Consider the following 22,304-nt stretch of genomic DNA (forward strand, 5'->3'; position numbering starts at 1 on the left):
CAGTATTCCAGGGCGACCGTGCGCTACTCTAAACGGTACTCAAGTACCAACCAAAGTACCGTTTCAAGTACCGCTTCAAGTACCGTATGGAGTTCGACATGGCCGTCGACCGCATGCTGCCCACCGAGGAAGCGGAAGATCTGATCGCGCTCGTCCGCGACCTCGCCGATCGAGAGCTCGCCACTCGGGTCGAGCGGCACGAGAGCACCGAGGCGTACCCCGAGGGCCTGTTCGCCATCCTGAGCAAGGCCGGGCTGCTCGGCCTGCCGTATCCGCAGGAGTACGGCGGCGGGTCCCAGCCGTACGAGGTCTACCTGCAGGTACTGGAGGAACTGGCGGCCCGGTGGGCGGCCGTCGCCGTGGCCACCAGCGTGCACACCCTGGCCTGCCACCCACTGAACGCCTTCGGCTCCGAGGCCCAGAAGCAGCGCTGGCTGCCCGACATGCTGGCCGGCGAGCTGGTCGGCGGCTACAGCCTCTCCGAACCACAGGCCGGCTCCGACGCCGCCTCCCTCGCCTGCAAGGCGGAGCGCACCGCGGCCGGCTACCGCGTCACCGGCACCAAGGCCTGGATCACCCACGGCGGGAAGGCCGACTTCTACGCGCTGTTCGCCCGCGTCGCGCCCGGCAACGGCGGCATCTCCTGCTTCCTGGCACCCGGTACCGCCGAGGGCCTGTCCTTCAGTGCTCCGGAGCGGAAGATGGGTCTGCAGGGCATCCCGACCACCTCCGCCTACTGGGACGGGGCGCTGCTGGAGGCCGAACGGCTGATCGGCGGCGAGGGGCAGGGCCTGCAGATCGCGTTCAGCGCCCTCGACTCCGGCCGCCTGGGAATCGCCGCCTGTGCCACCGGCCTCGCGCAGGCCGCCCTGGACGCCGCCGTCGACTACGCCAACGAGCGCACCACGTTCGGTCGAAAGATCATCGATCACCAGGGCCTCGGATTCCTGCTGGCCGACATGACCGCAGCCGTCGATTCCGCGCGCGCCACCTACCTCGACGCGGCGCGCCGCCGCGACGCCGGCCTCCCCTTCGGACGCCACGCGAGCGTCGCCAAGCTCATCGCCACCGACTCCGCCATGAAGGTCACCACCGACGCGGTCCAGGTGCTCGGCGGCTACGGCTACACCCGCGATTTCCCGGTGGAGCGCTACATGCGGGAGGCGAAGATCATGCAGATATTCGAGGGCACCAACCAGATCCAACGCCTGGTCATCAGCCGCAGCCTGAGCCGCTGAAGCCGCACGGGCGGGAACATTCAGACAGGCCCTTGGCCGGCGACCGCGCCGGCCCCCGGCGGCATGTTGTACGGCGTCACCACCTGGATCGCCGACGGGAGGAAGGGGCCCTCGTCGGGCAGGGCCCGGTGGGCGCGCATGATCGTCTGGCAGGCGCGGCGGACGTCCTGGCGGAGGTCGTGGTGGAGCACGGCGGAGAGCCGGTGCTCGCGCAGCAGCCGGGTGTTGTCGTGGTCCAGGTCGTGGGCGACGAAGACGTGCGGCTCGCGGCCGAGCGCGGCGAAGGCGTCGAGCGTCGCGGTGTTGCCGCCGCCGATGGAGTAGACGGCGGCGATCCCCGGCTCCCGCTCCAGCGCGTCGAGGACGAGGTCCCGCTGGGTCGCGTCGAGGCCGTCGCTGTCGGTGACCTCCACCAGCGTCCGGGTCGGCGCGACGGTCCGCATCACGCCCCGGAACCCCATCTCGCGCTCCTCCTCGTTGCGGTAGAAGCTGCGGCTGAGCGTCACCAGCACAGCGCCCGGCCGGTCGCCGAGCCACTGCCGGAGCAGATACGCGGCGGTCGCCCCGGCGGCCCGGTTGTCGATGCCGACGTACGCGCCGCGCGGGCTGCTCGGCAGGTCGGTCACGAACGTGACCACGGGAACCCCGGCCGCGACCAGCCGTTCGACGGCGGCTGTGACCTCCGGGACGTCCGGCGCCTTGAGGATCACGCCCTGCGAGCCGCGCCGTCCGATCCGGTCGAGCACCCGCACCATCTCCGTCGCCGACCCCGTCTCCCGGAAGTGGAAACGGGAGCGCACGACCGCCGGGTGCAGGGACGGCAGCTCGGCCTCCAGCGCCTCACGGACCGCCGTGGAGAACCGGTCCGGGGTCTGCATCACGATGTCGACCATGAACGTACGGCCGCCGATGCGCACCTGCGTCCGCTGCCGGTCCAGGTCCCGCACGGCCTGGTGCACCTCACGGGCGGTGCTCTCCCGCACCCCTCCCCGGCCGTTGAGGACCCGGTCGACCGTGGCCTGGCTCAGCCCGGCCTGCCGGGCGATCTCACGGATCGTGTAGGGGTGCGCCATGGCAGTGTGTCCTGGATCTCGATGGTGGGTCGGCGGTGGCACGGATGATGGGTTTTTGATGGTCCGCTGCGGGTTGTACGAGGGGCCTCGCGCCCCAAGACTGACAGAGGCGGAGGCACGGTGGAAGGCCGTACCGCCAGGTCCGTCACAGGCCCCGGCACGGCTCGCCGGGGCCGATCGAAAGGAAACACCCCTACATGGCACTACTGGAGGACAAGGTCGTCCTCGTCAACGGCGGCAGCCAGGGCGTGGGCGCGGGCGTCGTCCGTGCGGCCCTGCGCGAGGGCGCGACCGTCGCGTTCACGGGCCGCCGCGTGGAGGTCGGCGAGCGGCTGGCCGCGGACACCGGCGCGACCTTCGTACGAGCCGACCTGACGGACCCCGCGCAGGTGCGCGGCGCTGTGGACCAGGTCGTCGCCGCGCACGGCCGGGTCGACAGCCTCGTCAACGCGGCGGGCCTGACCTCGCGCGGCTCGCTCCTCGACACCTCACCCGAGCTGTTCGACGCGCACATCGCGATCAACCTGCGCGCCCCTTTCTTCGCCATGCAGGCCGTGGTCGAGCACCTGGTGGCCCGTGCGGCGCCCGGCACCGTCGTCAACATCGGCTCGAACTGCGCGCACGGCGGCCCGCCGCACCTGGCCCCGTACTCCGCCGCGAAGGCCGGCCTCGCGGGCCTCACCCGCAACGCCGCCCACGCCCACCGCTGGGACCGCGTCCGGATCAACGACCTCAACATCGGCTGGACGGAGACCGAGGGCGAGGACGCGATCCAGCGCGAGTTCCACGGCGCGGACGACGACTGGCGGGAGCGGGCCGCCGCCGCCCTCCCGATGGGCAAGCTCGGTCAGGTCGACGAGATCGCCGACTTCGTGGTCTTCCTCCTGTCCGACCGCAGCGGCGTGGTCACCGGCTCGGTGATCGACTGGGACCAGAACGTCCCGGGCGCCTCGGACTGACCTGCTTCCGACCTCGTTCATCCGCGTTCATCCGCACTTTTTCGAAAGGGACACTCGTCATGCGCATTGGCATCCTGGGGCTGGGCCGGATCGGCGCCTTCCACGCCGGGACTCTCGCCGGGCTGGACGTCGTGGAGGAACTGGTGGTCTCCGACCCGGTGGCCGCCGCGGCGCTGGCGGCCGGTGAGAAGTTCGGCGCCACCGTGGCCGACTCGCCCGAGGCGGTGTTCGCCTCGGGGATCGACGGTGTCGTGATCACCGCCGCCACCGACGCCCACCCGGGGCTGATCCTGGCCGCCGTCGAGGCGGGCATCCCGGTGTTCTGCGAGAAGCCGGTGGCGAAGACGGTCGAGGAGAGCCTCACCGTGCTGCGCGCCGTGCGCGAGAGCGGCATCGAGGCCCAGATCGGCTTCAACCGCCGCTTCGATGCGGGCTGTGTGACCGCCCGCGAGGCCGTCCTCAGCGGTGAGCTGGGCGCCCTGCACACCGTACGGTCGACCACCCTCGACCCCGCCCCGCCGCCGGCGGCCTACGTCGCGGTGTCGGGCGGCATCTTCCGGGACTGCGCGGTGCACGACTTCGACGTGGTGCGCTGGGTGACGGGCCGCGAGGTCGTCGAGGTGTACGCGACGGGCGGCAACAAGGGCGCGGAGTACATCAAGGAGGCGGGTGACGTCGACACGGCGTCCGCGCTCCTCACCTTCGACGACGGCACCATCGGCGTCATCTCCAACACCCGCCACAACGCCCGGGGTTACGACGTCCGCCTGGAGGTCCACGGCATGAAGGACAGCATCGCCGCCGGCCTCGACACCCAGCTCCCGCTGCGCTCCGCCGAGCCGGGCGTCACCTTCCCCTCCGGCGTCCCGCACACCTTCTTCATGGACCGCTTCGCCCCCGCCTACCGCGCCGAACTCACCGCGTTCACCGAGGTCGTCGCCGGCACCCGCACGTCCCCCTGCACGGTCGCCGACGCCCTGGAGGCCAGCTGGATCGCCGAGGCGGCGACGCTCTCGGTGGCGGAGCACCGGCCGGTCTCGCTGGACGAGGTGCGCAAGGCGGCTTCCTAGGAAAGTGCCACGCACGCCCAGACTCCCCCTGCGACGCCCGCCCGGCATGAGGTGGGCGTCGCAGGCTGGGCGTCGCGCACGGGCCGTCACCCACGCAACAACACGCCCGACCCCATTTGCGCCATCAGGGGCGGTTCCCCGTCCCCGTCGTACGCGAGATGGAGTTCGTTGCGCGCACGTGTGGCAAGCACGTCGCAGGTCATGCGGAGCGCGGCCGACGAGGGTTCGGCTGCCGAGTCGGCGTGCCTGTCGGGGATGACCGCAGTGTCGAATCCGAGCTCTTTGGCGCTCCTGCGGTGGACGAGCACGATGCCAGGCCGGCCGAGGTCCGGAGTGCGGTATCGGCCGTCCATCGCGTCGGATGTGTACAGCTGCGGTTTGAGCCGCGGTGCCTCTGTGTTCAAGAGTGCTGAGCATCGAGAACTGGGGGCCCCGTCCCGCAGCACCGCCGTGTCCCGCTCGCCGAGTCCGGCCAGTCGCGCGCGCCACTCCGCGCACGGCCCGGGATGTCACGAGCCCATGGCGTCCGCGTAGCGCAGGAGTCGCGCTCGTACCACATCAGTCCCGGCGATCACGATTTCCCCACGGAACGGTGCAACCTTTTCCATACCAGGGCTGTCCGCGTCAGTGTGTACCTGCGCTTCCCGGACGGGCAGCTCCAACCGGGCCAGTTCGCCCCGCAGCCGTTCCCACTCGGCACCACCGAGCCCCCAGGCCTGCACCTGCTCCAAGAAGGTGGACTCCGGCACCACGCCGCCCACCGCGGCACTCCGGAGCCGCGAGAGCAGGACCCCCAGTGCGGCACGGTCGCGGTGCCCGCTCTGTCACGATGGGCGGTGGCGCAGTCAGGTCAGGGGGACGCATTCCGTTTCGGAACGGCGAGAACCCGCCGCACAGGGGCAGAGGGGCGGGGCGTGAGCCACGAGCTGGTCGACGGCAGATTCCGTATCGGACACGTCATCGGCAAGGGCAACATGGGAGAGGTCCACCGGGCCGAGGACATGAACGCCCTCGCGGTTTCACCTGAGCGCATGGTCGCACTCAAGACCGTCCTTCGTCGCCGTACCGGCCTTCAGATCGACACCGGCGCCGACCCCAAGGCGGTACAGCGCTTCGCGCGCGAGGTCCGCATCATGCGCCGCCTCCACCATCCCAACCTCACTCGACTCCTCGCGGGCGGAGTCGCCGAGGACCACGGTGACCTTCCCTATCTCGCCATGGAACTCCTGGACGGCGAGACGCTGCGCGATCTCATGGAGGAGGAACGGCAGCTCCCCGTCACCTGGGCCGCCGCCATCGGCGCCCAGATCGCGTCCGGTCTCGCCGCCGCGCACGCCGCCGACGTCGTCCACCGGGACCTCAAGCCCGCCAACGTCATGCTCACCCAGGGCGGCACGGTCAAGGTCCTGGACTTCGGCATGGGCCGCATCGTCGACGACCCCGACGAGGCCAGGCTGACCAGCACCGGCGTCAGCGTGGTGGCCCGCGCCTGACAGCCGCGCACGATTGACCGACGGGGGCTCAGGGACCCCACGGCGAGTGCTGACGACCCAGATGCTCAGGAACAGGGAGTCGCGGACGGCGGCCCGGCCGGCATAGGCCCTTGGAGACCCGTTGCCGCGGTGGCGCCGTTAGCCTGTCGGTATGTCAGAGCGTGTCATGCCCGGTCCCGCGGACGGCCTGATCACCCTGGGTGCGGCGGACGCTCTTTGGGTCGATCTGACGGCCGACAGTGCTGTGCCGACGGCTGCTGGGGCATTCACCTGCTCTCCTGCCCGTGCCAGGGTGGGGTACGTCCTGCTCGGCAGCCATGTAGTGGCGACGGTGCGGGCGAGCGGCGGTCAGTGGAGTGTTCCGGAGGTCGAGGTGCGCCGGGCGGCCGTGGAACTGAACGCGGTGGGGATGGATCGGCAGGACCTGGTCGGCATCGGTCCGTTTCGTGGGGCGCCGAGGCAGGAGGAGTGCGACGGGGAAACGCCGCTGCGTTGGCGCCTGCGCATCACGGGAGAACTGCAGGAGCTGGGCGGCCCCGAGCAGGCACCACGACGTGAAGTCGGCCGGCCGTACCCCCTGGCGGGGATCGACTGGCGACAGATGCTCGTGGAGCAGACCCGCGACGGGACGCGGCGCACGTGGTGGCTGCCGCGTGCTGTGGTCAGGCTGCTGGACGCGGCCGAGCACGCCGAGACGCAGTGGGTGCAAGCCGCGCGGACCCGACAGGCACGCGCAGCCGTCACCGAGCCGCCCTCCCGTCCCCGGCAGGCCCAAGACGCCGGCGGTCGGCGGACGACGAGCCCCGAGGGCCCCATCGCCTCACCGCGCCCGTACAACAAAGAGCTGGAAGGGCAGCTGTACTCGGTGCTCAGCAGGAAGCCCGGTACCTCCCGCAGGGTGGCCGGGTGGGCGTGCGCCGTCTGCCGCACCGCGCCCGCCACCGTGCTCGACCACTGCCACGAACACGGCTACGTCCGCGCCCCCGTCTGCCAGTCCTGCAACACACTGGAACGCCCCGACCACCTGTACAGCAACGACATCCGCGTAGCGAACCGCTACACCCGCCTCTTCCACACCGATACCGACGACTGGCTCCGCCACTGGCACCGCTGCCCCGGCTGCCGCGCACGCACCACCCTGCCCCTGCCGCACCTCGCCGCATGGACCGCCCACACAGCCTGCCGATCACTGCGCCCGACCCACCGAGCCCCCCGCGGACGCAAGCCCTGCGGTGTCCTGCGCGCGTCCTGGACGGGCAGTCAGAACGCGCCCCGTTCCTGCCTGCTCACGGTCACCGTCGACTTCTGCCCCTCCGGCGAGCACCGTGTCCTGGCGCGAGTCCCCTACCGCGAAGCCGCCGAGCGGTTTCGTGCCTGGTTGGCCGAGACGGCCCCTGCCGTAGCCGCCGCGGCCGGTCCCGACCGCCTGGACGGCCTCCCTGCCGAGTCCCGGCCGGTCATCGCGGACACCAGCGGCGAGGACCTGGAACTGTTCTGATGTGGGAAGCGGCGTTGCGGTCGCTGATCTGCCCGCCCTCGGTGCCGGCCGCCCGGCTCGACCGCCCTTGCTGGGATGCTGGACATGGACCTCGACATGGACACCGTCGAGCCGGGCATCATCCCGTTCACTGCCTCAATCAAGATCGTGCCCGCCTAGGCTTCTCAGTCCTCGATGACCGCCTGGTGGCCGCGGAGGACTGGCACGCCGAACTGTGACTGGACGACGTAGACGACGTAGACGACGTCGCCTTGTACGCGAGGGTCTGGAAGGCCTTCCATGAGTACCCCGTCGCCCCCGCCGCCAGACCCGACGCCCACCCAGGTCTCGATCCTGATCGCCGTCGCTGGCCAGGGCCCGCCAACGTCACGCAGCCTGGCGGGATGTGACGCGGAGTATTGGAACATGTGGAGAACGTCTGGAGCAGGTCGTCGCTGAAGATCGTCGTCAGTCGACGGCCCGGAGGTAGACCCGGCTCTCACTGGCGTCCAGTCTGTGCACCGCGACGGCCTGGGAGTTCAAGTCGCCGTCGCAGGGGGCGCAGATCTGTCCTTCCCGCACGTCCGGCACGGATTCCGGTTCGGGGAGTCCCAGGTGGGAGAAGGGAGTCATGGGCTTCGCGACGCTTGAGCGGGGCTCGGCGCGGCTCCTCAGCTCCCTCTCGGGATCGAGCTGTTCCACGAAGCCGTCCACGCCGGAAGTGGGGAGGGTGAAGACCAGCAGCAGCCCGTCGTCCTGGAACCCGTTCTGGTGTGCGGCACGCACGTCGGTGGCTGTGGACGGCAGGTCGATGTTCATCTGCCGGCTGACCGTCGTCGGCGTGGCCTTGTCGTCCCACTCCGGCACCTCGCCCGCTCTGTCAGCCGCGCCGGACTCGACCGCGCCGGACTCGACCGCGCCCGAACAGGCAGCGAGGGCCGGGCCGGTCAGGCAGAGGGCGGCCGCCGCTCCGACGGCGAGGACCACGCGCTTGCGTCGGAGCCGGCCAGGTGTCCATGTCATCGGGCGTCCCCGTTCCGCCCCGGATCGGTGCGTGTCCCGTCGCGCCCCGGGTCCTGCGGGGCAGGAAGGCTGCCGTTCGAACTCAGGTCGTGCTGTTCCACTGATCCGCTGCCTCGCATGTCGAACTCCCGGCCAGACCTGTGGGGTGCAGGGTACGCCTCATGTCCGACCGCCCCGAGATCGTCCTGCGTGACCAGTCGCGCCCACTCGTCACCGAACGTCATCGTCTCCCCCGTTCCGGTCACCGACTCCCTGGCAACGTTAGCAACTGTGTGCATTGCGAACGGAGTTGCTGGTGTCACGCGCCTCACCGATCCGTCTCGGCGGTCGTCTCACAGGCCGGCTCGCGCCAACAGGATCTTCAACGCGCCCGGCTTGGCCTTCTGCACCGACCGGACCTGGCCGAGTTCCAGCTCGTCCCGGCCCACCGGGTTGCCGTACAAGGCGTCCGTGGGCCCGGGCAGCAGAGTCACGTCCACCCGGTAGGAGAAATCGGGGTCGTCGGGGTCTTCCCCCGGCTCCCTGTCGACCTCGGCCACCGCGGCGACCGCCGACTCAGGCTGACTGAAGAAGAACCACAGGCGGTCGCCCGGGCTCATACGGTTGCGTCGGCTGAGCCAGAGGTCAAGCTCGGGGTCCTCGTGGGCGAGACGGCGCACGGTCTCCTTGTCGGAGGGCTCACCGTCAAAGGTGTCCTTGTTCGGATTGAGGATGTAGATCCAGTCCTGCACGACATCTCCCGTCGCCGTTGTACCCACTGTCCAGGAACGGATTTCGTTGTGCCGAGCATCGTGCCGGCCACCTGACTCGCACACAGAAAGTTGCCCCACCGTGCACCGCGCGGGTAACGCCACTCGTACTCCGGCATCATGGCCCCATGACGAACGGGGTGGATGTGCGCACAGCGGCGGCCGAGTTCGACCGGGCTGGCCTGGTGGACTTCGAGTCGGCTGCCGAGGACGAACGCAAGCAGGTGCTGTCCCGGTTTCCGCTGGAGGAGTGGGCGGAGCTGCCGCTGGAGCGGTACGCCCTCGGGCAGGCCGCGCCGCCCGGGTCGGCGCCGACGTACTGCCGGCTGCTGGAGTTCCTCACCCCGAACCTGGGCAGCATCAGGGGCGGCAGTGCCGCGAAGCACATCATGTACCACCACAACTCCGGCGAATGGCGGCTGGCCGCTCCGCTGAGGGGTATGGACCCGCAGGACGCCTGGGCGGAACTGCGCGGACAGTTCGTCCGGGCCTTCGACGCCGTCGGGTCAGGAGACTTCGAGGCGCTGGACGACCTCGAAGTGCTGCGGTACGGGCCGACGTTGGTGACGAAGTCCCTGGCGACCTACTTCCCTCAGCACTTCCTGCCGATCTACGCGGCCGAACATCTGCGGACGTTCGTCACGTTGCTCGGCGGTGAGGCGCAGGCCGGCGTCCCTGCCTCGCGCACCAACCGTCAACTGCGAGAACTCGTGCGGGCCCGTGAGGAGTTCGAGGGCTGGACGGGTCAGGAGGTGATGCGCTTCCTGTACAAGCACTTCAATCCCCGGCAACGCACCATCTGGAAGATCGCCCCCGGCGAGCGCGGCCGCCTGTGGGAGGAATGCCGGGACGGCGGGTTCATCGGCGTCGGGTGGGACGAGATCGGCGATCTCGGCCAGTACCAGAGCGACACGGAACTGAAGCAGGCCCTGGACGCGCACTGGCCGCGCAGCACTGGCGGCAGCCTGACCCTCGCCCGCCGACTGCTTGCCTACCGGGACATGGAGGCGGGAGACCGGGTCGTCGCCAACCGCGGGACGGACGAGGTCCTGGCCACCGGCAGGGTCGAGGGGAGCTACCGCTACGACCCGGACCGGCCGGAGTTCCACCACGTCGTCCCGGTGGTCTGGGACCTCTCCCACGCGCAGAAACTGCCGAAGCCCCAGCACGGGTGGCGGTCCACCTTCGCCAAGGTCGACCCGTCCCTCTTCGCCAGGTTCACCGCGCACAACGTCGACTCCAGCTCCGTCCCGGGCACCGAACAGGCGCAGGCAGGCCTCGGCACACCGGTCGCGCTGCCCGAGGACGTGCAGACCGTATTGGACGCACTCGAGCGCAAGGGGCAGGTGATCCTGCACGGCCCGCCCGGTACCGGCAAGACCCGGCTCGCGCTCGGAGCCGCCCTCGCCCTGGACGGCCGGGCGGACGTGCTCGGTGCCGATGCCGACGCCCGCCAACGAGCCGAGGCGCAGGCCGAGATGCTGCACGGTGACCGTGTCCGCATGGTCACCTTCCATCCCTCCTACGGCTACGAGGACTTCGTCGAGGGCTTCAAGCCGGACCTGAGCGCCACGGGCCCGGGGCTCACCCTCGCTCTCACGGACGGCCTGTTCCACAGCCTGTGCAGCCGGGCCGCCGCCCATCCCGATCAGACGTTCCTGCTGATCGTCGACGAGATCAACCGCGGTGACCTGCCGCGGATCTTCGGCGAGTTGATCACGCTCCTCGAACTCGACAAGCGGAACCTGCCGGTCGCCCTGCCCGTCAGCAAGCGCCGCTTCTCCGTACCGTCGAACGTCCGGGTCATCGGCACGATGAACACCGCCGACCGGAGCATCAGCCACCTGGACGCCGCGGTCCGTCGCCGCTTCGCCTTCCTGCCCGTGGGCCCGGACCCGGACGCGGTGTCCGGGACCGTCGGCCCTCTGGACCTGGCCGCGTTCTTCGAGTCCCTCAACACGCGCATCGCCCGCCATCTCGACGCCGACCACCAGATCGGGCACGCCTACCTGCTGCGGGACGGTGAGCCGATCGCCACCGAGGAGGATCTGGCCGCGGCCTTCCACCACGAGGTGATCCCGCTCCTGGAGGACTACTGCCTCGGCCGGGCGGAACTGCTGCACCGCATCCTCGGCAGCCTGGTCGACGCCGGGACCGGCCGTCCGCTCCTCATGCCCCCGCAGGACCTGGCGGACGCGCTGGCGACCGAGTTCACCAGCGGCGGTCCCGGCCCGGATGCCTGACCGCGCCCCCGTCCAGCTCGGCGAGTACGAGTCCGTCCCGCTGGAGCCCGATCAACTCACTCCCCGGGACGTCGACCGTCTGCACGCCCTCCAGGCCCGGGGCTGCCTCACCCTGACCAGGGAGCGCACCGGTTGGCGACTCAAGGCCGACGCTACCGTGGGGGTCCTGGTCCTGGACCGTGTCCGCATGGTCATCGCACCCAAGTTCGCCATTCAGGGAGAGCAGCTCATGAGCTGGCTCGCCTACGCTCTCGGTACGCCTGTCCCGGCGACGGCCAGGCGGTGGGCCACCGGTCCTGACGGATACGCCGACCTGGTCGCCGCCGCCCTGCTCGAAGAGTGCGAGCGGCTGCTGCGGGAGGGGCTGCGCCGGGACTACGTACGCCGCCGGAGTGTCGAACCGGTGCTCCGGGGGCGCCTGGACATGGCCGCCCAGGCCACCCGCCGCTACGGGCAACTGGACCAGTTGCACGTCCGCACCTTCGACAGGGAGGCGGACATCTGGGACAACCGAGTTCTGGGGAGCGCGCTGAAGACGGCGCTCACCCTGACCGCCAGTCCGGGTCTGGCGCGCGCTCTGCACAGCGCCGCCGACGCCTTTCCGCAGGCCCCGACCCCAGCCGCGGCGCTCCGCGCTCTGGACCGCACCCACTACACCCGCCTCAACGCCCGCTACCGGCCCGCACACACCTGGGCCCGCCTGCTGCTGCGCGGTGGAGGCGTGACCGACCTGCTCACCGACCTCGGCACCACGGCGGACGGTCTCCTGCTCGCCATGCCCGCGCTCTGGGAAGCCGTCGTCCGCCGTCTCGGCACCGAAGCCGTCGGCCCGCACGGCGGCCACGCCGTACCCGGTGGAAGCGGCGTCGGCATCACCGTCCGCGGAGACCTGGGCAACGCCTCGACCTTCCGGCCTGATCTCCTGCTCAGCCTTCCAGGACCCCCAGGACACGACAGGGCACAACGCACGCTGCTGCCCGTGGACGCCAAGTACAAGCGTTACGACCGCCACGGCGTGAGCGCGGCCGACGTCCACCAGCTCCTCACCTACAGCAGCGGCTACGCGTCCGCCGACGCCCCGACGGCCGTCATCGTCCATCCCCAGCCGGGCGGTCACGCCCAGCGAATCCTCCAGGTGCGCGGCCCCAAAGGCCTGTTGGGCATCATCCACGTCCTGGGCGTCGACACCCGCACCACGCCCGAGCAGGCAGTGCAGTGGATCGGCTCGTCGAACGTCTGGCGCTGTGCCTACTCCCGACAGGACGCGGCCCGGCCGGTGGACAGGCTAGCCGGTGGACATCACCAGCCGGGGTAGCGCTGCCACCAGTACGAGTCCCACCCCTGGATGTACTCGCTGCCGCTGGGTGAGTCGTCGAATTCCAGCACCAGGTCGCGAGCCAAGGCGTCCAGGGCCCAGGCCAGTTCGTGCCGAGCGACCAGGTCGACCGGCAGTTCCTCGGCACCGTGGACCGCGCCGAGGAGCGCGCCGGTGACGCAGGCGACCGAGTCGCTGTCAGGGGCGCCCGCCGCGAACTCCAACGCGGCCCGGAAATCGGCACGGTCAGGGAACGCGGCCGCTGTGTAGAGGCCACCGAGCAGAGCCGAGGGGGCGGTGGCGTCCGGTGCGAGCCGTGCCAGGCGTCCCGCGTCCACCGGCTCGTCGACCGCCTGCCGGAACGCCGCCGTCAGACGACCGTGCTCATCGCCGGTGAGGGTCCGTCCCGTGGACGGCAGAGCGGTGACGCCCGCGTACAGCGCTTCCCGTACGGACTCGCCGGACCGGGAGGCCGGGCCGCGCTCCGGAACGGGATGGGTCAGACAGTGGTGTGCCAGCACGGTCGCGTGAACAGTGGCGGCCTGCGCGGCCGGGTCGCCGTGCGTGAGCGCGGCCAGCGCACCGGCCTGGGAGATCCCTCCGGCTCCGGCGACCGCGACAGGAAGACTCCGGGTCAGTGCGTGGCAACCCCGGCTCGGAGTGGCCATCCGCTCCTCGCCCGCCTCGATCCGGGACAGGGCCGTCACCGTCGCCGGTGCGCTGCCGCGCCGCTCGGCCAGCGCGGGCACGCCCGCGAGCCAGCCGTCCGGCCACACCGAGACGCCGTGCGCGTTCCAGCGGCGTCGCATCTTCTCCGGCTCGATGCCCTGCAAGTAGGCCCACCTGCAGTAGGCATGCAGGATCACGCCCGGCGCGTAACAGATACCCTTGTGGTTCCCGCGCACCTGAGCGCGAATGATGCCCTCGGCGGTGAAGCAGGCCAGTTGTGTGCTGACGCCGGCCCGCAGCGCCCCTCCGACCGGCAGCCTGCCCCGGGCCCCTCCCACCGTTTCCCCGAGCGCCAGGCCCAGCATCATTCCCCGTACGCGGGACTGCTGGGCGAAGAGTTCCCTCTGGTGATCCTTATCGTGGGGCAAGGCGGTGCGTCTTTCTATGGGCGTACGAATTCGAGTGTCAGGGTTTGGCGGCAGCAGGCGCGCTTGACCGTACGGTGCCGGTCCAAAGGTCCGCACCTCGCTCTCGCGCCGCGTGTGGCCTGTCCGGTTCGCGGGCTTGATCCGGTGTGCACCTCGTACGAAGTCGACCGGTCAAGGTGTGGCCTCAGATGCCGCGGAATTCCGGTGCCCAGATCAGTTTGATACCGACCGCTTTGGCGAGTGAGCCCCACCTGTTGTCCGCGGGTTTCTTCTCCAACACGAGGACCGGCTGTATCGACCAGCCGGAGAGCGCGGACCGAAGCTGGTGTGCGTAGTCGAGCACCTGGCCGATGCCCAGGCGGATCTGCTGGTCCTGGCTCGTCCCGGTCAGGCTTTTCACCTCGGCGACGAAGATTTCCTTCCCGGTCACCCAACCCGCGTCGAACTTCGGACTGTTCCTCGCGAAGGTGTGGGCTTCGATCTTCTGTCGCGCCAGATGACTGATGAGCGCACCGACGGTCCTCTCGTGGGCGGCGGTCGCTTCATCGAGGGAACTGAGGTCGACGGCCAGCTCCCGGACCCCATGGCGACCGATCCTGCGCACCTGAAGGGGCGCACCGAGAATGTCGCGGTTGGCCGGCGGGGGTACCACTTCTGGGGCGGTTCCTCGCGGAGGGCGCCGTAGCTCCAGGCAGGGCGCCGGAAAGTCGTGGATCAGGTCACCGAAACCGGCTCCGTCCACGACGTGCACGTGATGACCCGATGCCCGCTCACGCTCGGTGCCCACCAAGGTGTCGCTGTAGTCCCGCCGGGTGTCGGACACCTGCTTGCCGGTGAGGTCGCCGTGGACCACGAGGCTGATCGCGCCGGAGAAGTCCGTCTTCGATGTCGCGCCGCGCCGCACGGCCCTTCGGACGCATTCCGAACGCACCAGCCACTTGCCGTCCACCACGACCTTGCCGGTGAAGCAAAGTGTCTCTCCCTTGAGACTTCCGACCCAGCCATCACATGCCCGACGTGCCACCCGTACGCCCCCATCGTCGTATCGGCCCAGTCTGTCGGATCGGCAGAGGTACGGGAACGTCCTTGTACGCATTGCGATGCCTCAGTGGTTCGATCCTCTGATGCATCACACCGGAGCAACACCATGACCTGAGGCGTCGATCCGCGGCGAGCGCCAGTCGTCGTACCCCGCGGGTAGGGGCACGCGGAGCGGATCGGCAAGTCTGAGCGCACCGTCGGGCGCCGAGGCAAGGAGCGGGGAGTGAGCGAGCGAGACGAGGCCCGCCCAGAAGCGGTGCGGGCCGGGGCCCGCACGGTGTACCCGGAGTTCCTGCTGACCCTGCCGAACGGAGGGCCGCGGGCCCGGGGGCAGGTGCTGCCCGAGAAAGGGATGAAAGCGGGCCGAAGAGCGAAGCCGGGGCTCGGAAGTCTGAAGTTCCTCGTCCTCGCCGGCTCACCCGTGCATCCCGAGGAGACCCCCGGCATCCCGCCGTACCCCGCGGCCCAACGGGAGAGGCTGGTGACGGACGGCGGTATCCGCAAGGAGTCGGACCGATGGCCGGATTTCTGGGAGACGACACGGGACATCGAGTGCAACTCCCCCTCTGCGGCAGCCTCCGTGGTGGCAGGACGCAGCACTGACGGCTTGGCGCAATGGCGCACGGAAGAGGGCTTCCCGCTCGTCGACTATCTCGGGAGCTCGTGGCGCACCCCCCACAAATCATGGCTGGTGCGGGGCTCCAATGTGTCCGGGCGCGACCTGGTGAAGCGGCTGTGGGTACCCGGCGGATGGGTGACTCTCTCGGCCACGCATCTTCCACAGGTGGACGAGGCGGACCCCACCAAGAGCGTGCTGCGGCGGTTCGTACAGGAGGGGTACGACGCCACCACCTCGTACAGCCAGAAGCAGGCCATGGTCGACGAGCTGCACTATTTCCTGACCCAGATGCGGTTGGGTGACACCCTCTGCGCCATTTCCGACGGGCAGTTGTACGTGGGCACGGTCACCGGTGAGGCCGAGCAGGTCGAGTCCGAGGGCGGGCTGTCCAATCTGCGCCGGAGGGCCGGCTGGAGGCCCGCCGGAGTCCCGTACGACGAGTTGCCGGAGGCCCTCCAGCAGAAGCTTTCGATCCAGCACGACGTCGTCGATCTGACACCCGTCCAAGCCCTCGTCGAAGGGCTGGGCCGAAGCGACGAAGAGCTGACGGAGGAGGCCAAAGCCATAGACCGGGACCCGAGCGTCGAGATCCCGGCGATCGTCGCCCGCCGCGAGCTCGAGCTGCCCGAGCCCACGGACGAGCTGGCGGACGAGCTCTTGGTGCACGACACCGCGTGGCTGCGCGAGGTGCGTGAACTCCTCTCGGACGAACGGCAGTTGGTGCTGTTCGGGCCGCCCGGCACCGGCAAGACCTACCTCGCGCTGAAGCTCGCCGAGTTCCTCGGCAGCGGGCCCGAGCAGGTCAAACTCGTGCAGTTCCATCCGTCGTACGCCTACGAGGACTTCTTCGAGGGCTTCCGGCCCCAGGAGGACCCGCAGACGAGAGAGGTCGCCTTTCGGCTCACCGCGGGCCCGCTGCGCGAACTCGCCGACCTCGCCTCCCGCGAGGGCAACCGTCACATCCCGCACTTCCTGATCATCGACGAGATCAACCGCGCCAACCTGGCGAAGGTCTTCGGCGAGCTGTACTTCCTGCTGGAGTACCGCAACAAGTCGGTGCGGCTGACGTACTCCGGCGACGACTTCGCACTGCCGCCGAACCTGTTCGTGATCGGCACGATGAACACGGCCGACCGTTCGATCGCCCTCGTGGACGCGGCGATGCGGCGCCGGTTCGCGTTTGTGGAGTTGTCGCCGCGCACGGAACCGACGAGTGGGCTGCTGCGCCGCTGGCTGGCCAAGGAGGGCAAGGACACCGAGACGGCCGACCTGCTCGACGCGCTCAACTCCCGTATCGACGAAGCGGACTTCCGTATAGGGCCCTCGTATCTGATGAAGAAGGGCGTCTACCGGGAGGGCGGCCTGGAGCGGACCTGCGGACGAAGATCCTTCCGCTGCTGGAGGAGCACCACTACGGGGAGGGTGCGGACATCGAGAAGCGGTACGGGCTGGCCGCGCTGCGGGAGTCGCTGGCGTGACGTCCGCCGTGGAAGCCGTGGACTCTGTCGAGCCCATAGAGCTGGTGGAGCACGCGCCGGCCGTCCGCCGAGCCCTCCCCGAGCCCATCGGTCGCGCGCTCGCCGCCGCCGACATCGTGGAGGCGACCCCCGACCCGTACGCGCCGGGGCACTGGTCGCTGCGGGCGGGCAGCAAGGTCGGGGCGGTGGCCGTGACCGTACCGGGCGGCGGCGAGCCGGTCACCGTGCGTGTCACCCCCAAGGTGCCCATCGTCCGCCTCTTCTTCCTGCTCGGCTACAGCCTTGATCCCAAGGGGAGTTGGCGGGACGGGGAAGTCGAGGTTGCTGAGCACCGTGATCTGGTGCCCGCGCTCGCCCACGCGGTGGAGCGGCAGGTGGACCGGGCGCTGCGGCAAGGGCTGCTGCAGGGGTACAAGGCGGCGGAGGAGAGCGCTCTCGTCGTCCGCGGACGGCTCCGGGAGGCCGAGCAGATACGACGGCGCTTCGGGGCGACACTGCCTGTGGAGATCGCATACGACGAGTTCACCACCGACATCGCGGAGAACCGCATCCTGCGTACGGCCGTCGAACGTCCCCTTCGGCTGCCCGGTGTGCCGCGCGACGTACGCCGCAGGCTCTTGCACCAGCGCGCCCGGCTGGCCGGTGTGACCGCGATCGTGCGCGGGCAGCCGATCCCCGACTGGCTGCCCACCCGCCTCAACGCCCGATACCACCACGCCCTGCACCTCGCCCGCACTGTCCTGGACGGCATCTCCGCCGAGCACTCGCCCGGCGGGCTGCGCATCGACGGGTTCCTGTTCGACATGAACAGGCTCTTCGAGGACTTCGTGACGGTCGCCTTGCGGGAGGCGTTCCGAACCACCGGTTCGGGTCACACCGCCCGGCTCCAGGACCCTCACCACCTCGACAGAGCCGCCGCGATCCGCATGAAGCCGGACTTCGTACTGTACGGGCCGGACGGCGGCACCCCGTGCGTCGCGCATTCCGGTGAGCCCTCCGGACCAGGCGCGGCGTCCTCCACCGCGTCGGGGTCCACCCCCCAATTCCCTGTCCTCACTCAGCTCCGTCGGCGGCTGTGCCAGTGCCTCAGAATGCGCTCGTGCCGGTGACCTCCCCCCACGGTCACCGGCACGAGTCCGTCACGGAGTGGGAGGCGCTTCCTTGCAGTCGGGTACGCCGGCCAGCCAGGCCGGGCCCTTGATGTAGATGTTGGTGACCCAGGCCTTGTAGTCGGGGAGGTAGGACCAGACGTCGTTCTCGTAGCCCTCCGCGATCACGTTCTCCGCGTGCTTCTGGCACTGGACGCGGATGGTGGTGGAGTACGGGAAGGCGTAGACGCGGTCGGCCCCGAGGCTAGGCTGGGCCTTGGTCCAGACGTCGGTGCCCCAGGTCTGGTGGACGTGGCCGGTGACCGCGCCGGTGTTGACGCGGACGGCGCCGAAGTAGGAGCCGTTCAGGCGCACGTCGCTCACCATCAGTTTGGTGCCGGACTCCTTGGCCTCGACCATCTTGCCGGCGCCCAGGTAGATGGCGATGTGTTGCAGGTCCTTCTTGGTGCCCCAGGCCAGCAGGTCACCGGGCAGCAGCGGGGCGAGGCCCTGGGCGGCGGTGAAGCGCGCGGCGGCGCGGTGCGTGTAGTACTGCTGGCTTGCGACGCCGTTGAGGATGTCGGAGCCGCCGGTGGCCTGGGCGTAGGCGTGGCGGACCAGGCCGGAGCAGTCGAAGCCGCGGCGCTCGGGGTCGTGCTTGCTGTCCTCCGGGTCGCTGGGGTCCACCATCCCGTACGTGGGTCCGGGCTGGGCCCCGTGGCCGCCGCCCCAGGTGTACCAGGTGCCGGCGGCGACCTCGGCGCAGGCGGCGGCGATCGCCCGCTCGGCGGCCGCGGACGCGCCGGGTGCGAGGGGGCGGCAGTCGCCGGCGGCGGGAGCGGCGGGTGCCGCCTGGGCGGTGGCGGACGTGGCCACCGGCACCCAGAGGAGGACGGCCAGAAGAGAGATCAGTGCGCGTGTGATCAGTGCGCGTGCGTTCAGTGGGCGGTTGAGTCCGGTCCGGCTCACCATGCCGGGACCCCCGATTCCTGTTTGACGTGGATCATGCGGTCGTTGCGGTCGTTGCGGTCGTGCGGTCGTTGCGGTCTTGCAGCAGCTTGCCGTTCCGCGGCCTTCTCGTGCGGGCGCAGGTGTCGCCCCCTTCGATCGGGCAACCGGGAAACACCTAGGAAACCCGCTGTGAGCAGGGCGGCTGCTCACTTGGAGGTCATCTCATTTGGTGAGTCTGCGGTAGCAGACGAGGGTGCGGGCCGGGCTGGTGAAGGCGAGGAAGCGTTGCGCCTTGCGTTCGTCGCGCGGCGGTGGAGTCGGCGGTAGCCGGCGAGCCAGGCCATGGTCGTTCTATGGTCCAGCGGTGGCGTCCGAGCCGCTGCGAGGACTCGATTCCCCTGCGGGCGATGCGGTGGCGGATGCCGCGCTGGCGCAACCTCGCGGGCGCACCTTCTGGTGCTGCCGTACATCCTCGCCCGGGCCGCGACCGGCAGTCAGGCCGGAGGCGGACCGGGCCGCGGCCGGTACTCGGCACCTCGGTGCCGGGTGACTGCCGACGGCCCGCCACGGTGGTCATGGACGGAGCGCGGGCCCGGTCAGAACACGTCGGTGGTCCACAGGAGGTACATATCCCATGCGCTGTCCAGGGATTCCTTCGCTCCCTGATACCACGCACGTTGCGCGGTGTCGTCCGGCACGGTGTGAAGGGCCGCGAGCACATCGGCCGGCATCCATGCTCCACCCCAGCGGCGCCAGGTCCCAGGCGTCTCGGCGGGTTCCGGGGTTCGCGGTATGGCGTAGCCTTCGCTCCGGAGAATCTCCAGAGCGGTATCCCGTTGATTCCTCATCAGATGCTGCGGGGAGAAGATCCCGTAGGCATCCCGACTGATTATGCTCCCGTTCAGGTAGGCCTCCCATGCCGCCTCCGCCGTGGACTGATCGCGCCAATCGACCACGGGGATCTCCACGGAGGGCCGCGCCGCCCACGGGCCGCCGGTACTCGCGCGCACCTCCTGCGGTGCGGATCCCACCACGCCGAATGCGAGCTCGTGGCACGGGACATGGAGCTCGATGCCCTGTCCCGTCCCGCTGTCCCAGCTGGTCGTCATTCCCGCCGCGATCCGGACGATGTACTCGCCATCGTCAAGCCCCTCATGCGCGTCGAACAGAGCGCCCTCGAGTATCTCGGCCGGCACGCCGTCCCAGTTGAAGAACCTCCGGATCGGAGGGCCCCCCGTCGCAGAAACGATCTCGAAGTCGTAGTTGCCCGGGCTGCCCAGGTCGCGGCCGAGTGCGTAGGACGAAACCCGACAGGCAATACCGTCTTTCACCACGTACGTCTTCCGGGCCAGACCGCAGGTGATGAACTTGCGACCCTCAGACGTAGGAACTCTCACCTCCAAGCGCGTCTGCATCAGGTGCAGGCCGTCCTGAGACACCGTCTCCACCCAGTCGGTGTGGATCCTCCCGTTGGTCATGCTGCTCTCCCTGCCGTTCGGTGCGAGTGGATTCGATGTCCGGCCGCGGGCAGGACCCGATGCCGCCCGGCTCGGAGGTGGGCGATCACGGCGTGCCGGACGTCGGTCTCCGGGGTGAGGGACAGCGCGACGGTGGCCTTGCCGCTGCTCAAGGCACATCCACTGGCTCGTAGAGCACGTCGGTTCTGAGTATTGTTTTCTTACCCTCAAGAAGCGGGGCCGAGTCGTGAAGCGTCCGATGCCAGAAGAGGAGCGCATCGCCCGGTTCGGGGCGGAGGGCACTCACTATTTCCTCAGGCTTCGCGAGCCGCGGCCAGTCAGAGAAGTCACGTTGCGCAAAGGGAAGATCGTTCTGCTTATCGGCGATGAACCGCGTTTCTCCGCCCACGGCCTCATACGACAGGTAGACGACGACCGTCAGGAGAGTGCGCCTTCCGTCTGGGGCGAAATATGGAGAATCGTAGTGTGGGACAATGAATCCGCCGTGTTCGTACGTGATGAAGCGCATACGCGGATTGACGGCCGCCGGCCTCCAGGGCCTTCCGTCCGAATCCGTCGGATCATCCGATCCCACTTCAAGCGACAGAAGCGTCCGCAGCCTGCGGTAGAATTCTGCCGCCAGGGATGTGGATTCGGCCGTGGCGCGGAGATGAGCGACCGGATCTCCCTCTGCGTAGTCGGCGGCAACGCCGTCTCGGCCCACCGGGGCAAAGCACTGGGCGGCCAGTTCGGTCGCGAATGCCTCCACTTCGGCCGGAGTGAGGAAATGGCGAATCACCTTGGCGTTGGCCTTTGAGATCTCCGATTCGATCGGGGTCCATGAGTCATCGGCAGATATTCGGCTCAGCACTTCTTCGGAGAGCTCAAAGGGATTTACCGGCATTTCGAACATGATCACTTCTCCGTGCTGAGGCCGTCGCCGATCCCCACGTGGCCGTGGGCCCCACAGCCCGGAACGGCCGCGGGCAGCGCATTGAGGTGGACGGCGGGACCGCGGGCCACGCACTTGTGCACTTCGAGTCCGTGGAGGGACTCGAGGCCCCTGGAGTCGATGCCTGCAGGGAGCGGGGGCCACTGGGCGATTATCGTCACGATGACGATATTAGGTCGGGGTGAGCCCCCAAAGCAAGCAGGACGTACCCAACGCGGCGGAGAGGGCCGGGAGACGGGGCGGGGACCGGCTCAGGGGACTACCGAGGCGAGGTAGTCCCACGCGGCGCCGGGCTGCTCCGTACCGCAGCGGCTGACGCCATCGAGGGCGTCGACCTTGCCGGGCCCCGACCAGGTGCGAGTTCCCTCCGCGGGCGCCCTTCGCGCGCTAGGGTCGTAATGCCCGCAGGGCCACGGGAGTTGAAAGAGGCGGCATGCTGGACGAGTTGGTATCGGCGACAGCGGCGGCGGGCGGATCTGCAGTGGTCCAGGCAGCGGGGACTGACCTGTGAAACGGTTTTCGGGGCCGGGTCGCCGAGTGGTTCGGGCGTGGGGACGCGGTGCGGGAGAGCCAGCGCGACCATGCGGTGGCGGAGCTCAGCAAACTCATGGCCCAGGCCGCCCTCATGTTCACCGAGTCGATCGCGCAGCGGGACCAATCGAGCTCGCCGCGGGCACCGAGTTCGTCGAGGACCAGGCGGTGGAGCTTGGCCCACACCCGGGCCTTGCTCCACTCGGAGAACCGTCGGTGGGCTGTCGCCCCCGAAGGGCCGAACGACGCCGTGGGCAGCTGCTGCCAGGTACAACCCGACGTGGCCACGAACACGATCGCGGCCAGTACTTCACGGCGCAGTGCCGGCGCCGCCCACCGCCCTGAGGCCGCGACGGCGCCTCCGGCACCACACGCTGGAACAGCACCCACAACTCGTCTGGCACCAGCCGCTCAACGATCCCCACCACGACCAACAGCCCACCCGCGAAC

Annotated in this window: 17 protein-coding genes and 5 pseudogenes; 10 read left to right on the plus strand and 12 right to left on the minus strand. The window is 69.7% G+C overall.

Features of this window, described 5'->3' with window-relative positions:
- The first annotated feature begins 98 nt into the window (after positions 1-98).
- Positions 99-1,238, plus strand: coding sequence for an acyl-CoA dehydrogenase family protein (locus tag P1P70_RS05855; RefSeq protein WP_319235148.1), 1,140 nt, complete (start codon positions 99-101; stop codon positions 1,236-1,238).
- 20 nt (positions 1,239-1,258) lie between these two features.
- Here the strand turns inward: P1P70_RS05855 and P1P70_RS05860 are convergent, their stop codons facing one another.
- Positions 1,259-2,311: a LacI family DNA-binding transcriptional regulator gene (locus tag P1P70_RS05860; RefSeq protein ID WP_319235150.1), complete on the minus strand. Its 1,053-nt coding sequence runs from the start codon at positions 2,309-2,311 to the stop codon at positions 1,259-1,261.
- 197 nt (positions 2,312-2,508) lie between these two features.
- Here P1P70_RS05860 and P1P70_RS05865 point away from each other — a divergent pair, with 197 nt between their 5' ends.
- A complete protein-coding gene (locus tag P1P70_RS05865; RefSeq protein ID WP_319235152.1) occupies positions 2,509-3,270 on the plus strand; it encodes an SDR family oxidoreductase in 762 nt (253 codons plus the stop codon).
- Between the two features lie 59 nt (positions 3,271-3,329).
- On the plus strand, positions 3,330-4,340 hold the full coding sequence (locus tag P1P70_RS05870) for a Gfo/Idh/MocA family oxidoreductase (protein WP_319235153.1): 1,011 nt from the start codon (positions 3,330-3,332) through the stop codon (positions 4,338-4,340).
- 509 nt (positions 4,341-4,849) lie between these two features.
- On the opposite strand, the gene P1P70_RS05875 is transcribed toward P1P70_RS05870, so the two are convergent.
- Entirely contained in the window at positions 4,850-5,101 is a 252-nt protein-coding gene (locus P1P70_RS05875; protein WP_319235155.1) for a hypothetical protein, read from the minus strand.
- Between the two features lie 153 nt (positions 5,102-5,254).
- On the opposite strand from P1P70_RS05875, the gene P1P70_RS05880 reads away from it, so the two are divergent.
- The 3 genes and pseudogenes from P1P70_RS05880 to P1P70_RS45675 all read left to right on the plus strand — a co-directional run.
- Positions 5,255-5,833, plus strand: coding sequence for a serine/threonine-protein kinase (locus tag P1P70_RS05880; protein ID WP_319235157.1), 579 nt, complete (start codon positions 5,255-5,257; stop codon positions 5,831-5,833).
- Between the two features lie 151 nt (positions 5,834-5,984).
- Positions 5,985-7,331 (plus strand): endonuclease domain-containing protein, encoded by a 1,347-nt coding sequence (locus tag P1P70_RS05885; RefSeq protein ID WP_319235159.1) that lies wholly within the window; start codon positions 5,985-5,987, stop codon positions 7,329-7,331.
- Positions 7,325-7,720, plus strand: a pseudogene (locus tag P1P70_RS45675) (hypothetical protein); the annotation flags it as partial. The gene P1P70_RS05885 and the pseudogene P1P70_RS45675, both read left to right, overlap by 7 nt.
- Before the next feature lie 58 nt (positions 7,721-7,778).
- Here P1P70_RS45675 and P1P70_RS05895 read toward each other — a convergent pair.
- Both P1P70_RS05895 and P1P70_RS05900 read right to left on the minus strand, forming a co-directional pair.
- Positions 7,779-8,333 (minus strand): hypothetical protein, encoded by a 555-nt coding sequence (locus P1P70_RS05895; RefSeq protein WP_319235160.1) that lies wholly within the window; start codon positions 8,331-8,333, stop codon positions 7,779-7,781.
- Positions 8,334-8,665: 332 nt separating this feature from the next.
- On the minus strand, positions 8,666-9,064 hold the full coding sequence (locus tag P1P70_RS05900) for a hypothetical protein (RefSeq protein ID WP_319235162.1): 399 nt from the start codon (positions 9,062-9,064) through the stop codon (positions 8,666-8,668).
- A gap of 146 nt (positions 9,065-9,210) precedes the next feature.
- Between P1P70_RS05900 and P1P70_RS05905 the strand changes: the two genes are divergently transcribed.
- Both P1P70_RS05905 and P1P70_RS05910 read left to right on the plus strand, forming a co-directional pair.
- Positions 9,211-11,325 carry an AAA family ATPase gene (locus P1P70_RS05905; protein ID WP_319235164.1) on the plus strand — a complete coding sequence of 705 codons (2,115 nt, stop codon included), beginning with the start codon at positions 9,211-9,213 and terminating at the stop codon, positions 11,323-11,325.
- Positions 11,318-12,640, plus strand: a complete 1,323-nt coding sequence (locus tag P1P70_RS05910) for a 5-methylcytosine restriction system specificity protein McrC (RefSeq protein WP_319235166.1) — start codon at positions 11,318-11,320, stop codon at positions 12,638-12,640. The genes P1P70_RS05905 and P1P70_RS05910 overlap by 8 nt, the downstream gene beginning before the upstream one ends.
- Here P1P70_RS05910 and P1P70_RS05915 read toward each other — a convergent pair.
- Together P1P70_RS05915 and P1P70_RS05920 are read right to left on the minus strand one after the other, a co-directional pair.
- Positions 12,625-13,737, minus strand: a complete 1,113-nt coding sequence (locus tag P1P70_RS05915; RefSeq protein WP_319235167.1) for an ADP-ribosylglycohydrolase family protein — start codon at positions 13,735-13,737, stop codon at positions 12,625-12,627. The genes P1P70_RS05910 and P1P70_RS05915 overlap by 16 nt on opposite strands.
- A 184-nt stretch (positions 13,738-13,921) precedes the next feature.
- Positions 13,922-14,689, minus strand: coding sequence for a hypothetical protein (locus tag P1P70_RS05920; RefSeq protein ID WP_319235169.1), 768 nt, complete (start codon positions 14,687-14,689; stop codon positions 13,922-13,924).
- A 345-nt stretch (positions 14,690-15,034) separates the two neighbouring features.
- Here P1P70_RS05920 and P1P70_RS05925 point away from each other — a divergent pair.
- Both P1P70_RS05925 and P1P70_RS05930 read left to right on the plus strand, forming a co-directional pair.
- Positions 15,035-16,875: pseudogene (locus P1P70_RS05925) on the plus strand (DUF4357 domain-containing protein).
- Positions 16,872-17,849: pseudogene (locus tag P1P70_RS05930) on the plus strand (McrC family protein); the annotation flags it as partial. The pseudogenes P1P70_RS05925 and P1P70_RS05930, both read left to right, overlap by 4 nt.
- 165 nt (positions 17,850-18,014) lie before the next feature.
- On the opposite strand, the gene P1P70_RS05935 reads toward P1P70_RS05930, so the two are convergent.
- From P1P70_RS05935 to P1P70_RS05960, 6 genes and pseudogenes are all read right to left on the minus strand, one after another.
- Entirely contained in the window at positions 18,015-18,935 is a 921-nt protein-coding gene (locus P1P70_RS05935; RefSeq protein WP_319235171.1) for an NlpC/P60 family protein, read from the minus strand.
- A gap of 284 nt (positions 18,936-19,219) precedes the next feature.
- Positions 19,220-19,350 (minus strand): annotated as a pseudogene (locus tag P1P70_RS45680) (IS5/IS1182 family transposase); the annotation flags it as partial.
- A gap of 160 nt (positions 19,351-19,510) precedes the next feature.
- Positions 19,511-20,392, minus strand: coding sequence for a hypothetical protein (locus P1P70_RS05945; protein WP_319235173.1), 882 nt, complete (start codon positions 20,390-20,392; stop codon positions 19,511-19,513).
- Between the two features lie 148 nt (positions 20,393-20,540).
- On the minus strand, positions 20,541-21,284 hold the full coding sequence (locus P1P70_RS05950; protein WP_319235175.1) for a 2OG-Fe(II) oxygenase: 744 nt from the start codon (positions 21,282-21,284) through the stop codon (positions 20,541-20,543).
- A gap of 2 nt (positions 21,285-21,286) precedes the next feature.
- The gene (locus P1P70_RS05955) at positions 21,287-21,484 is read right to left on the minus strand and encodes a hypothetical protein (RefSeq protein WP_319235176.1); all 198 of its coding nucleotides are present in this window, start codon (positions 21,482-21,484) and stop codon (positions 21,287-21,289) included.
- A gap of 457 nt (positions 21,485-21,941) precedes the next feature.
- A pseudogene (locus P1P70_RS05960) lies at positions 21,942-22,282 on the minus strand (transposase); the annotation flags it as partial.
- Between the last annotated feature and the right edge of the window lie 22 nt (positions 22,283-22,304).

It is taken from the genome of Streptomyces sp. MB09-02B, from assembly GCF_033794485.1.
Taxonomy (GTDB): domain Bacteria; phylum Actinomycetota; class Actinomycetes; order Streptomycetales; family Streptomycetaceae; genus Streptomyces.

Bases quoted from the DNA above. Each gene is read 5' to 3' on its own strand.
- P1P70_RS05855 (WP_319235148.1), top strand. From the start codon at position 99: ATGGCCGTCGACCGCATGCTGCCCACCGAGGAAGCGGAAGATCTGATC.
- P1P70_RS05860 (WP_319235150.1), bottom strand. From the start codon at position 2,311: ATGGCGCACCCCTACACGATCCGTGAGATCGCCCGGCAGGCCGGGCTG.
- P1P70_RS05865 (WP_319235152.1), top strand. From the start codon at position 2,509: ATGGCACTACTGGAGGACAAGGTCGTCCTCGTCAACGGCGGCAGCCAG.
- P1P70_RS05870 (WP_319235153.1), top strand. From the start codon at position 3,330: ATGCGCATTGGCATCCTGGGGCTGGGCCGGATCGGCGCCTTCCACGCC.
- P1P70_RS05885 (WP_319235159.1), top strand. From the start codon at position 5,985: ATGTCAGAGCGTGTCATGCCCGGTCCCGCGGACGGCCTGATCACCCTG.
- P1P70_RS05895 (WP_319235160.1), bottom strand. From the start codon at position 8,333: ATGACATGGACACCTGGCCGGCTCCGACGCAAGCGCGTGGTCCTCGCC.
- P1P70_RS05905 (WP_319235164.1), top strand. From the start codon at position 9,211: ATGACGAACGGGGTGGATGTGCGCACAGCGGCGGCCGAGTTCGACCGG.
- P1P70_RS05910 (WP_319235166.1), top strand. From the start codon at position 11,318: ATGCCTGACCGCGCCCCCGTCCAGCTCGGCGAGTACGAGTCCGTCCCG.
- P1P70_RS05935 (WP_319235171.1), bottom strand. From the start codon at position 18,935: ATGGTGAGCCGGACCGGACTCAACCGCCCACTGAACGCACGCGCACTG.
- P1P70_RS05945 (WP_319235173.1), bottom strand. From the start codon at position 20,392: ATGACCAACGGGAGGATCCACACCGACTGGGTGGAGACGGTGTCTCAG.
- P1P70_RS05950 (WP_319235175.1), bottom strand. From the start codon at position 21,284: ATGTTCGAAATGCCGGTAAATCCCTTTGAGCTCTCCGAAGAAGTGCTG.